Annotated in this window: 8 protein-coding genes and 4 tRNA genes; 1 reads left to right on the top strand and 11 read right to left on the bottom strand. The window is 63.8% G+C overall.

Annotation, left to right across the window (positions count from 1 at the left end):
- Window positions 1–59 precede the first annotated feature (59 nt).
- The 10 genes from AC1PLS_RS05395 to AC1PLS_RS05350 all read right to left on the bottom strand — a co-directional run bounded on the left by AC1PLS_RS05395 (window position 60) and on the right by AC1PLS_RS05350 (window position 9378).
- The gene (locus AC1PLS_RS05395; RefSeq protein WP_184431960.1) at window positions 60–2030 is read right to left on the bottom strand and encodes a peptidyl-prolyl cis-trans isomerase; all 1971 of its coding nucleotides are present in this window, start codon (window positions 2028–2030) and stop codon (window positions 60–62) included.
- A 165-nt stretch (window positions 2031–2195) separates the two neighbouring features.
- Window positions 2196–2272: transfer RNA gene (locus AC1PLS_RS05390), tRNA-Asp, on the bottom strand.
- Between the two features lie 95 nt (window positions 2273–2367).
- A tRNA-Asp gene (locus AC1PLS_RS05385) sits at window positions 2368–2444 on the bottom strand.
- Window positions 2445–2472: 28 nt separating this feature from the next.
- A tRNA-Val gene (locus AC1PLS_RS05380) sits at window positions 2473–2547 on the bottom strand.
- A gap of 11 nt (window positions 2548–2558) precedes the next feature.
- The gene (locus AC1PLS_RS05375; protein ID WP_024938423.1) at window positions 2559–2831 is read right to left on the bottom strand and encodes an HU family DNA-binding protein; all 273 of its coding nucleotides are present in this window, start codon (window positions 2829–2831) and stop codon (window positions 2559–2561) included.
- Window positions 2832–3045: 214 nt separating this feature from the next.
- The gene (gene lon, locus AC1PLS_RS05370) at window positions 3046–5517 is read right to left on the bottom strand and encodes an endopeptidase La (RefSeq protein WP_016904733.1); all 2472 of its coding nucleotides are present in this window, start codon (window positions 5515–5517) and stop codon (window positions 3046–3048) included.
- A gap of 145 nt (window positions 5518–5662) precedes the next feature.
- Window positions 5663–6949, bottom strand: coding sequence for an ATP-dependent Clp protease ATP-binding subunit ClpX (clpX, locus tag AC1PLS_RS05365; protein WP_003483788.1), 1287 nt, complete (start codon window positions 6947–6949; stop codon window positions 5663–5665).
- 125 nt (window positions 6950–7074) lie between these two features.
- Window positions 7075–7701, bottom strand: coding sequence for an ATP-dependent Clp endopeptidase proteolytic subunit ClpP (clpP, locus tag AC1PLS_RS05360; protein ID WP_002806026.1), 627 nt, complete (start codon window positions 7699–7701; stop codon window positions 7075–7077).
- A gap of 98 nt (window positions 7702–7799) precedes the next feature.
- On the bottom strand, window positions 7800–9092 hold the full coding sequence (gene tig / locus AC1PLS_RS05355; RefSeq protein WP_481104262.1) for a trigger factor: 1293 nt from the start codon (window positions 9090–9092) through the stop codon (window positions 7800–7802).
- A gap of 201 nt (window positions 9093–9293) precedes the next feature.
- Window positions 9294–9378: transfer RNA gene (locus AC1PLS_RS05350), tRNA-Leu, on the bottom strand.
- 266 nt (window positions 9379–9644) lie between these two features.
- Here AC1PLS_RS05350 and AC1PLS_RS05345 point away from each other — a divergent pair.
- On the top strand, window positions 9645–10940 hold the full coding sequence (locus tag AC1PLS_RS05345; RefSeq protein WP_481104261.1) for a sensor histidine kinase: 1296 nt from the start codon (window positions 9645–9647) through the stop codon (window positions 10938–10940).
- Between the two features lie 125 nt (window positions 10941–11065).
- Here AC1PLS_RS05345 and AC1PLS_RS05340 read toward each other — a convergent pair whose 3' ends face one another.
- Entirely contained in the window at window positions 11066–11512 is a 447-nt protein-coding gene (locus AC1PLS_RS05340) for a hypothetical protein (RefSeq protein ID WP_226426743.1), read from the bottom strand.
- Between the last annotated feature and the right edge of the window lie 60 nt (window positions 11513–11572).

Genomic DNA, 11572 nt, shown 5'->3' with positions numbered 1-11572 from the left:
TCGGCCAAAGAAAAAGCCCGGTTCCCCGGGCTCTTTCTCCACCAGTCGAACAGCAGCGGTTACAGCTGGGCCTCTTCGATCTGGATCTTGTAGCGCTTGCGCATTTCCTTGACGTACGCCTGCGCCGCATTGTTGCCGTCGATCTGGCTCAGCTGCTCGCGCAGCATGGTCTGCTGCTCGGCCGGCATCTGCTTCAAGTCGCCCGGGGTCGCCTTGCTGATGACAAACACCGCAAAGCGCCCGCCATCCAGCTCCACCTTGCCCACCGACGGCTTGCCGTCGGTCGGACGCGGCGCGCTGAAGATGGCGCGGTTTGCCGCCGGCGTCGGAATCGGCGCGGTGCGCGGCAAGCCCGGAATCGGCTGCACCTGCAACTTCTCGCTCGCGGCCAGCGCCTGCAGGGTCTCGCCTTTCTGCACACGTGCCAGCAACGCGTCGGCAGCCGCTGCGGCGGCCTTCTCGGTGCGGTCCGCGCGGACCGCGGCGATCACCTTCTCGCGCACCTTGTCCAACGGCAGGGCCGCCTCGGCGGTGTGGTTGGTCACACGCAACACCACGCTGTGGTTCGGCCCGATGGTGATCGGATCGCTCACCGTGCCGTCCTGCACCAGCGTTTCGGAGAATGCCGAACGCAGCACCGCCGGATTGGCCGCGATACCGCTGGCATCGGCGCGCGAGAACGGACCCAGCGTCTGCACCGGCAGACCGACCTGCTTGGCTGCCGGCTCCAGCGCGGTGGGATTCTTGTAGACCTGATCCACCAGCTTGCCGCTCACGTCCGTAAATGCCTTGTCGGCATCGGCCTTGAGCTGCTCGGCGGCGAGCTGATCGCGCACCTGCTCGAACGACTTGCCCTGGCCGCCCTTGACCTCGCGCAGCTGGATCACGTGGTAACCGAACTCGCTCTTGATCGGGCCGACCACCTCGCCAGCCTTCATCGAGAACAGTGCATCTTCAAACGGCTTGACCATCGTGCCCTTCTCGACCCAGCCAAGATCGCCACCAGCGCCCTTGGAACCAGGGTCCTGCGAATTGGCTTTGGCCAACGCGGCAAAATCGGCGCCGGGCTGCTTGGCTTCCGCAGCCAGCTTGGCCGCTTTCTCCTCGGCGGCTTTCTGCGCGGCAGGATCGCTACCGGCGCTGATCAGGATGTGCGATGCCAGACGCTGATCCGGCTCGACAAAACGCGCCTTCTCCTCGTCGTAGCGCTTGCGCAGCGTCGCCTCGTCAGCGGCGGTTGCCGGCGGCAACTTGGCGGCATCGAGTTCGACATACTCGATCGTCACCGTTTCCGGCTGACGGAAATCCTGGGTATGCCCGTCGTACCACTGCTTGATCTGTGCATCGCTGACCGGCGCGGTATCGGCGGCCGGTGGCGGCAGCATGGCCAGCTGCACGTCGCGCGTTTCGCCCATCAGCTTGAGCAAGCGCTCGAACTCGGCCTTGGTCGCAAAGCCCGACTCGGCGATCGCCTGCGGAATCACCGACTGCTGCAGGCTGTCGCGCACCAACGCATCGAACTGCGCCGGCGTGCGCGGCGGCGTGCCCTGCGCAAGTGCAGCGCGGTACTGGTCGGGGCTGAATTTGCCGTCGACCTGGAATGCCTGAATGCCGGCGATGTAATCGCGCACCGTCGCATCGCCGATCACGATGCCGGCATCTTCGGCACCCAGACGCACGACTTGCTCGTCGACCAACTGGTCGAGCACCTGCAATTTGTTTTCGCGGGATTCGAACGTGCGCGGATCGAAATTCTCGCCCTGGCGCTGCCGCTCCTGCATGCGCGCCTGCTCGAAGCGGGCGCGGAAATCCTGGGTACTGATTTCATGGTGCTGCCACAGCAGCGAGACCGGCCACCACGACGGTGCCGATTTCCACCATGTCGGCGGTGCCTGCACCTTGGCCACATTATTGGCGCCAATGCCGCCGAGGTAGCTGTTGTCGATGACGAACAGGAACGGAATCATCAGCAACCCCAGGATGGCGGTAGCGATCCAGCCTGACGTCTTGTCGCGAAGTTTCTGCAGCATTGGCAAATCACGGCCTGTGGGCGAGCCGCGCAGTGTAACGCGCCTGACGCCGGGCACCCAGCCCAATCCCGCACCGCACCGGATCCGACATGGCTTTGGGCGCGCAATTGCCGCCATAGCGGCCAAAAAAAAGCCCCCGGCACGGAGCCGAGGGCTTTGTATAACTGGCGGAGCGGACGGGACTCGAACCCGCGACCTCCGGCGTGACAGGCCAGCATTCTAACCAGCTGAACTACCGCTCCGCTTTAAACTTGGACTGCTGCTTCTCCACCATTTCCGCAATGCGAATCCGGTGGAGAAAACGAAGCCCCCAATCGCTCAGGGGCTTCGGTATAACTGGCGGAGCGGACGGGACTCGAACCCGCGACCTCCGGCGTGACAGGCCAGCATTCTAACCAGCTGAACTACCGCTCCGCGCTTGAAACATTTGCCTGGTGCTTAATGGTGGGTGCTGAGGGTTTCGAACCCCCGACCCTCTCCGTGTAAGGGAGACGCTCTACCGCTGAGCTAAGCACCCTAGCGAGTCGATTAGTTTACTGCATCCTTCAGGGCTTTGCCAGCCTTGAATGCAGGATTCTTCGAAGCAGCGATCTTGATGCTGTCGCCGGTCTTCGGATTGCGGCCGGTACGCTCAGCGCGCGCGCGGACCTGGAAGGTGCCGAAGCCGACGAGGGTGACGGCATCGCCCTTCTTCAGCGCCTTGGTGATTTCGCTCACAACCGCGTCAACAGCACGGCCGGCCTCAGCCTTGGAGATGTCAGCGGCAGCGGCAACGCCATCGATCAATTCGGTTTTATTCATTCTTGAAACTCCCTTTGCGGCAGATGCCGCGGAATCGACAATCGGCGCTCTTGCCGTTAGCGAAGAACCCGACACAAGTGGTATCGCATGACGCATCACAATTTGCCGCGCCCACGAGTCGTGCATTTATACCAGCGCCCCCAACCGCACGCAAGCCAAAACCCAATAACGACGCGGGTTTTGGCTTGTTTTGCCTGGGTTTAGACAAGCGGTTTTAGTGCTTGACGCGGGTACCGGGAGTAGTGCGCGACTTGCCGCGGACCGCAACCCGCGAAGCCGTCTTGCGGGCCTTTTCCTTGCCCGCCTTCTTCGGTGCCAACGGACGTTCCAACGCAAGATCCAGCACTTCGTCGATCCACTTGACCGGTACGATCTTCAGATCGCGCGTGACGTTGGCCGGGATGTCGGCAAGATCCTTGCGGTTCTCGTCGGGGATCAGCACGGTGCGAATGCCACCGCGCAACGCTGCCAGCAACTTCTCCTTCAGGCCGCCGATCGCCGACACGCGACCACGCAAGGTGATCTCGCCGGTCATCGCCACATCGGCGCGGATCGGCACCTTGGTCAACACCGACACCAGCGAGGTCACCATCGCGATACCGGCGCTCGGGCCATCCTTCGGTGTCGCGCCATCGGGCACATGCACGTGCACGTCCTGCTTCTGCAGGAAATCCACGTCGATGCCGAGTCGCTCGGCGCGCGAACGCACCACCGACAAGGCGGCCGATGCCGATTCCTTCATGACGTTGCCAAGCTGACCGGTCAGGATCAGGTTGCCTTTGCCCGGCACCAGCGTGGACTCGACCTGCAGCAGCTCGCCGCCGACTTCGGTCCAGGCCAGACCGGTCACCAGGCCGATTTCGTTCTCTTCTTCGGCACGGCCGAAATCGAAGCGACGCACGCCCAGATACTTGTCGAGATTCTTCGCGTTGACCGTGACCAGGGCCTTGGGCTTGCCCTTCTTGGCGACCACCTTCTTGGCATCCGGCTGCGGGCCGGCAAGCGCGATCTCCTTGACCACCTTGCGGCAGATCTTGGCCACTTCGCGCTCAAGGTTACGCACGCCCGATTCGCGCGTGTAGTAACGCACGATGTCCTGGATCGCATCGCTGCCGATCTCGATCTCTTCCGGCTTCAGGCCGTTGGCCTTGATCTGCTTGGGCACCAGGTAACGCATGGCGATGTTGAGCTTCTCATCCTCGGTGTAGCCGGGGATGCGGATGACTTCCATGCGGTCCAGCAACGGACCGGGAATGTTGAGCGAGTTGGAGGTGGCGACGAACATCACCTCCGACAGGTCCAGGTCCACTTCCAGGTAGTGGTCGTTGAAGGAGTTGTTCTGCTCGGGGTCGAGCACCTCCAGCAGCGCCGAGGACGGGTCGCCACGGAAGTCCATCGACATCTTGTCGATCTCGTCCAACAGGAACAGCGGGTTCTTGCTGCCGACCTTGTTGAGGTTCTGCACCAGGCGGCCGGGCATCGAACCGACATAGGTCCGGCGATGGCCACGGATCTCGGCCTCGTCGCGGATACCGCCCAGGCTCATGCGCACGAACTTGCGGTTGGTCGCCTTGGCGATCGACTGCCCGAGCGAGGTCTTGCCCACGCCCGGCGGCCCGACCAGGCACAGGATCGGGCCCTTCATCTGCTTCACGCGCGACTGCACCGCCAGATACTCGAGGATGCGTTCCTTGACCTTGTCCAGGCCGTAGTGATCGGCGTCCAGGGTGTCCTCTGCGACCTTCAGATCCTTGCGGACCTTGGTGCGCTTCTTCCACGGCACGCCCAGCAGCCAGTCCAGATAGTTGCGCACCACGGCCGCCTCGGCGGACATCGGCGACATCTGCTTGAGCTTGTTGAGCTCGGCCTTGGCCTTGGTCTCGACCGGCTTGGGCATGCCTGCCTCGGCGATCTTGCGCGCCAGCTCTTCCAGCTCGCCCGGCGCATCGTCCAGATCGCCCAGCTCCTTCTGGATCGCTTTCATCTGCTCGTTGAGGTAGTACTCGCGCTGGCTCTTTTCCATCTGCGACTTGACGCGGCCGCGGATGCGCTTTTCCAGCTGCTGCACGTCGATTTCGCCGTCCACCAGCCCGACCAGCAGCTCCAGCCGCTCGCCGATCTCGGTGATTTCCAGCAGGCGCTGCTTGTCGGCCAGGCGCACGCCAATGTGCGCGGCGATGGTGTCGGCCAGACGGCCCGGCTCGTCGATGCCGGCCAGGGTCTGCAGCAGCTCCGGCGGCAGCTTGCGGTTGGTCTTGACGTACTGCTCGAACAGAGACATCAGCGAACGCGCGATGGCCTCCACTTCGCGCGGCTCGCGCGCGTCGCTGGCTTCGATCTCGATACCCTGGCCCTGCAGTGCGCCATCCAGCTCGACGACCTTGTCGACGGTGACCCGTGACAGACCTTCGACCAGCACCTTGATGGTGCCGTCGGGCAACTTGAGCAGCTGCAGCACCTGCGCGAGCGTGCCGACGGTATAGAGGTCGCTGGCGGTCGGGTCGTCGGTTTCGGCCGACTTCTGCGCAACCAGCAGGATGCGCTTGTCCGCCTCCATGGCTTTTTCCAGCGCGCGCATCGACTTGTCACGGCCGACGAACAGTGGAATCACCATGTGCGGAAACACCACCACGTCGCGCAGCGGCAACACCGGCAGATCGAGAACTTCTGGTTGGGACTGGGCCATGGGGCGCTCCGCAGGAATGGGGGTTTTGGGGCGTAAAAAAAGCCGATGGCCCCGTTATGGGGCCATCGGCCAGGTGTTGCAAGTAGCGTTCGGAAACCCTTTATCCGCGAGCGAGGCCGGGGCCCGGCGCGACGGCATCCAGGCCTCAGTCGCCGGACGCGGCCTTGGCCGGCGCCGGTTGCGCCTGGTAGATCAGATACGGCTCGGATTTGTGCTCGATCACCGACTCGTCCACTACCACCTTGCTGACATTTTCCTGCGAGGGCAGCTCGTACATCGTGTCCAGCAGCACCGATTCGACGATGGTGCGCAGACCACGCGCGCCGGTCTTGCGCTTGAGCGCCTTCTTGGCGATCGCCGACAGCGCATCGGGGCGGAACTCCAGCTCCACGCCTTCCATGTCGAACAGCTTCTTGAACTGCTTGGTGATGGCGTTCTTGGGCTCGGTCAGGATCTTGATCAGCGCCGGCTCGTCCAGTTCCTCGAGCGTGGCGACCACCGGCAGGCGGCCGACGAACTCGGGGATCAGGCCAAACTTGATCAGATCTTCCGGCTCGACCTCGGCCAGGATCTTGCCGACTTCCTGCTTGCGCTCACTGCTCTTGACCTTGGCACCGAAGCCGATGCCGCCGGCATCGTTGGAACGCTGCTGGATCACCTTGTCCAGCCCGGCGAACGCGCCGCCGCAGATGAACAGGATGTTCTTGGTATCGACCTGCAGGAATTCCTGCTGCGGATGCTTGCGACCGCCCTGCGGCGGCACCGAGGCCACCGTGCCTTCGATCAGCTTCAGAAGCGCCTGCTGCACGCCTTCGCCGGACACATCGCGGGTGATCGACGGGTTCTCGCTCTTGCGCGAGATCTTGTCGATTTCGTCGATGTAGACGATGCCCTGCTGGGCCTTCTCGACGTCGTAATCGCACTTCTGCAGCAGCTTCTGGATGATGTTTTCCACGTCCTCGCCGACATAGCCGGCTTCGGTCAGCGTGGTGGCATCGGCGATCGTGAACGGCACATTGAGCAGGCGCGCCAGCGTTTCGGCCAGCAGCGTCTTGCCCGAGCCGGTCGGACCGACCAGCAGGATGTTGGATTTCGCCAGCTCGACGTCATCGTTCTTGCTGCGGCTCTCGATACGCTTGTAGTGGTTGTACACCGCCACGGCGAGCGTGCGCTTGGCGCGCAACTGCCCGATCACGTATTGATCCAGCACCTCGAGAATCTCGCGCGGCTTGGGCAGACTGGAGCGTGCCGACTGCGCCTTCTCTTCGAGTTCCTCGCGGATGATGTCGTTGCACAGCTCAACGCACTCATCGCAGATGAATACGCTGGGACCGGCAATCAGCTTGCGGACTTCATGCTGACTCTTACCGCAGAACGAGCAGTAGAGAATCTTGTTGCTGTCGCCGGAACGACCTTGGCGGTCTTCGCTCATGCTTCTGTTACCCAGTTACCCCACCCGATGCACGGGGGTTCGATTTCGAGAATAGCACAGGGTCGGGAGGACATCCGCCCAGCCCGACCCTGCCGGTTTTTCCTGCAATTTCAGCAATCTGGCTATCAAGACGGCTGGATCGACTCTTCCGGACGGCGTTCCAGCACCTGGTCGACCAGGCCATAGGCCTGCGCATCGACCGCACTCTTGAAGTTGTCGCGCTCGGTATCGCGCGCAATCGTCTCCAGGGATTGGCCGGTGTGCTTGGCCAGGATCTCATTCAGACGCGAACGCAGGGTCAGGATCTCACGCGCATGGATGTCGATATCGGTGGCCTGGCCCTGGAAGCCGCCCAGCGGCTGGTGGATCATCACGCGCGAGTTCGGCAGCGCATAGCGCTTACCGGCCGCACCCGATGCCAGCAACAGCGCGCCCATCGAAGCGGCCTGGCCGACGCAGATGGTGCTCACGTCCGGCTTGATGTACTGCATGGTGTCGTAGATCGCCATGCCGGCGGTGACCACGCCGCCCGGCGAATTGATGTAGATGCTGATGTCCTTTTCCGGGTTGTCCGCTTCCAGGAACAGCAGCTGGGCCACGATCACGTTGGCCATGTGGTCGTCGATCGGACCGACCAGGAAGATCAGACGCTCCTTCAGCAGACGCGAGTAGATGTCATACGCACGCTCGCCGCGGCTGGTCTGTTCGACCACCATCGGCACCAGGTTCAGGGCTTTGGTCACAATGCTCATCAGTCTTCCTGTAGTGGCAGCGGCTTGCGCCGATGCCCGGGTTTGACATCCGCATCCCAGCCATCGGGATGCGGGTTGGTGTCACGCGGTCGCTTACCTTAGACCCGAATGGCGTCCTGGAACGACAGCGACTGCTCGGTGTGCTGGGCGCGCTCGGCGATCCAGTCGATCACCTGCTCTTCCATGACACGGCTCTGCAGTCCACTCATCAGTTGGGGGTCGTTGCGGTACATCTCAATGACCTGCTCCGGCTCTTCGTAGGTCGAGGCGATCAGACGCAGCGTTTCGCTGACGCGCTTGGATTCCAGGCGCAGCTCGTTGCGACGTGCCACCTCGCCCACCAGCAGACCGACCAGCACGCGCTTGGCAGCCGCGTCCATGAAACCCTGGTGGGCATCGGCCGGAATCTCGCCCGGGTTGCGGCCGCTGCGGCGGACCTGCTCGACCTGCTGCGCCAGCATCGAACGGGCTTCGTTCTCGACCAGACGCGGCGGCATTTCCACGTGCGCATAGGCGGCGATCAGCTGCTCGCCCACTTCGCGACGCAGGCGGTTCATCAGCGCGCCCTTAAGCTCGCGCTCCAGGTTGGTGCGGATGTCGGCGCGGAACTGCTCGGCATCGCCACTCTTCACGCCGAAGCTCTTGATGAACTCCTTGTCCACCACCGGCAGCACCGGCTCGGAGACCTCGACCGCCTTGACGTGCACCTGCACGGTCTTGCCGGCCAGCTGCGGCACGCGCCACTCGGCCGGGAAGTCGATGGTCAGGGTCTTGTCTTCGCCCTTGGCCAGGCCTTCCAGGCCCTTTTCGATCTGGTCGAACATCACACCCGAGCCCAGCACGCTGCTGCCGGTCTCCACGCCTTCGGCGGGCAGACGCTCGTCGCCGGCCTGCGACCAGGTCTCCAGCGCCACCAGGTCACCGACCTGAGCGCCGCGCTCGACCGGGTTCCAGGTGCGGCGCTGCAGACGCAGGTTCTCGATCATCTGATCGATGTCGGCATCGGTCACTTCGGCGGTATGACGCACCACCGACAGCTTGGCCACGTCGATATCGCCGAAATCCGGCACCACTTCGAAGGTGGCGACGAAGTCGAAATCGCTCTCGCCCTGGTCGATACGCGGGTTGCCGGCCAGACGCAGCGAATGCTCGCGCACTGCCGAATCGAAGGTCTCACGCAGCAGGCCTTCCATCGCCTCGGCACGCACCTGCTGACCGAAGCGCTGCTCGATGACCTTGGCGGGTACCTTGCCCGGGCGGAAACCCTTGATGCGCGTGGTCCGCGCAAGTTCGCGCAGGCGGCCACCGACATGCGTCTCCAGGCGCTCCTGCGGCAGGGTGAAGGTCAGGCGGCGTTCCAGATTGCCGGTGGATTCGATCGATGCTTGCATGTTGACTCCTGCCACCGACTGCACAAGCGTCGGCACGAGATGGAAGATGCGGGTTGACGGATGGCGAGAAAGCCGCCGAGCCTTGTAGTTTCGCCGATAACGGCGGCCGCTGCCAGCGGAATACGCGTCACTGCGCCGCGCAATGGAAAGCCCCCAGGCCTGCGGCGGGAAGCGGCCGGAACACGCACGGCCGCACTGCATTGGTGCGAAAGGGGGGACTCGAACCCCCACGCCTTGCGGCGTCAGAACCTAAATCTGGTGCGTCTACCAATTCCGCCACTTTCGCGATGCTGCCAGCCCGGCCATTGTTGCAGGGATGCCGGGAAAGAAAAAGCATCGCGAGGGCGATGCGGCTGGTAGAAACAGGAGCCGGCTTGCGTGCCTGCCGCCCGCACGGGCAGCACGATGCAAGGCGGCCCTGAATCCGACACACTAAAGGTAAATGCATTCATCATGCCACCCGGCCTGGCGGCGTACCTTCCGCCCCGCTAGCGCTGGGTAAAGCCTAGGTTCGCTAAAATTCCGTTAACACAAGTAGAGGCAGTCATCGCGATGAGAGATCGGTATCGGCAGATCGTGGCCCTGTCCCGCGACTGCATCAAGGAGATCGACCTCGATGGGCGGATTACCGCCATCAACGTCAATGGCCTGACCGAGCTTGGCGCCAGTCATCAGGATCAACTGATCGCGCGGAAGTGGCGCGACCTGTGGCCAGCGGAGGCAGCCGGGCTGGTGGATGCGGCCATCGCCGGCTCCCGTGCCGGTTCGATCCAGGAATTCGAGGCCGCCGGCGTGAACTTCGCCGGCGTGCGCCAGATCTGGCAGGTCGTCACCAGCCCGCTGTTCGATGCGCTTGGCAAGGTCGAAGCAATCCTGGCGGTGAGCAGGAACATTTCCGACCGCCGCGCGCTGGAGACCGCCTTTCGCACACTGGATTCGACCCTGGCCGCAGAGCGCGCGTTTTCCAGCGGCGTGCTGCGCCTGGCGCGCGCGCGCGAACATTCGCTGTCGAGCGAACTGCACAGCCTGCGCGATCTGCAAGAGCGCATCGAAGGCGATCTGGACATTGCGCGCGCCGCACAGAGCGCTGCCGAAAAGATTTCCGAGCAGGCGCAAAAGGGCGAAGCGGTAGGACAACTGCTGGCCGGCGTGGTGCACGATTTGAACAACGTGCTGCAGGCGGCAACCTCGGCCATCGAACTGGTGGTACAGCGCGCCAGGATCGATGCGCACGATGCCAAGCTGTTGAGCGTGGCCGACGCGGCGCTTCAACATGGCTCGGTCATGGCACAGCGCCTGGTCGGGTTTTCGCGGCAATATCCGTACAGCCCGGAATCGGTGGACCTGGCTGCCTTGACCGAACAGCTCGGCCCCCTGCTCGAACAGGTGGTCGGCGCGGATCTGCAATTGCAGCTGCGCACCACCGAAGGTGGATGCTGCGCAATGGTCGATCGCCATACGGTGGAACGCGCCATCTTGAACCTGGTGATCAACTCCCGCGATGCCTGCCAGGGTGGCGGCGTCATTCGCGTGGAGACCGGCGACGCCGTGGTCGCTGAAGAACAGGCCAGCCTGGCCAGGCGGGCCGGGCGCTACGTCACCATCGCCGTGGCCGACAACGGGCATGGCATGGATGCGCACGTGCAGGCGCACCTGTTCGAAGCGTACTTCACCACCAAGGATGCCGACAAAGGCGCGGGCCTGGGGCTGGCGCAGGTGTACAGCGCGGTCCGTCAGGCAGGTGGCTTTGTCGAAGTGACATCGGCGCCTGGCCAGGGCGCACGCTTTACGCTGGCGTTCCCACGCATGCAGCAGAGCGCGGCGCCCGCGCCCGCCGCAGCGCCGTAAGCGGCCACGGCTGCAGTTGCCCATCGCCTATCAGGCGTAGCGCATCGCTTCGGGGCCGTCAGCGCCATCCAGTGCAGCGAAGAACCTCTTCCTGCGTGTGCTGATGGACGTTGCCTGACGGCCCGTCACCTCGCGCGAGGCGACACTGCCAGGCGCGACCACATCAGCCAGACAAGCACGGCGCAGGCGCCACCTGCCGCCAGACCACACTGCAGCAGCGTCAGCATGACCGTGCGGTCGGACATCATCGACCAGCCGCCGATGATCGCCAGCAGCAGCACGATCACCCCGGTCGAGAGCAGACCGCTCAACGCACCGATGCCAACGTGGACCAGCAGGTTGGGCCGGCGCCCACGGTACCGCCAGGCACAGATGCGCGCACACAGCCATCCCGCCGCGGCGCAGGCAATCACCGGCAACACCAGGCCGTAGGACCAGGCAACGATCAACAACGCGGTCAGCAGGTCGAACTGGGTCAACAGCACCAGGCCCAGCAGCCCGCCGAGCGGAGGACCGACGATCGCGAAGACGCCAACCTGGCCCAGGATCGAATGCCGCAATGCTCCGGACACAGCAGGCCTTATGTGCGCTCGCTCGACCGGGCAGCGACGACCGGTGGCGATTGCGCACCT

This window comes from Xanthomonas sp. NCPPB 3218, assembly GCF_056725185.1.
Note: the sequence above shows the minus strand (reverse complement) of the source record. Positions and strands in the feature narration are given on the sequence as shown.

Bases quoted from the DNA above. Each gene is read 5' to 3' on its own strand.
- AC1PLS_RS05395 (WP_184431960.1), bottom strand. From the start codon at position 2,030: ATGCTGCAGAAACTTCGCGACAAGACGTCAGGCTGGATCGCTACCGCC.
- AC1PLS_RS05375 (WP_024938423.1), bottom strand. From the start codon at position 2,831: ATGAATAAAACCGAATTGATCGATGGCGTTGCCGCTGCCGCTGACATC.
- lon (WP_016904733.1), bottom strand. From the start codon at position 5,517: ATGGCCCAGTCCCAACCAGAAGTTCTCGATCTGCCGGTGTTGCCGCTG.
- clpX (WP_003483788.1), bottom strand. From the start codon at position 6,949: ATGAGCGAAGACCGCCAAGGTCGTTCCGGCGACAGCAACAAGATTCTC.
- clpP (WP_002806026.1), bottom strand. From the start codon at position 7,701: ATGAGCATTGTGACCAAAGCCCTGAACCTGGTGCCGATGGTGGTCGAA.
- tig (WP_481104262.1), bottom strand. From the start codon at position 9,092: ATGCAAGCATCGATCGAATCCACCGGCAATCTGGAACGCCGCCTGACC.
- AC1PLS_RS05345 (WP_481104261.1), top strand. From the start codon at position 9,645: ATGAGAGATCGGTATCGGCAGATCGTGGCCCTGTCCCGCGACTGCATC.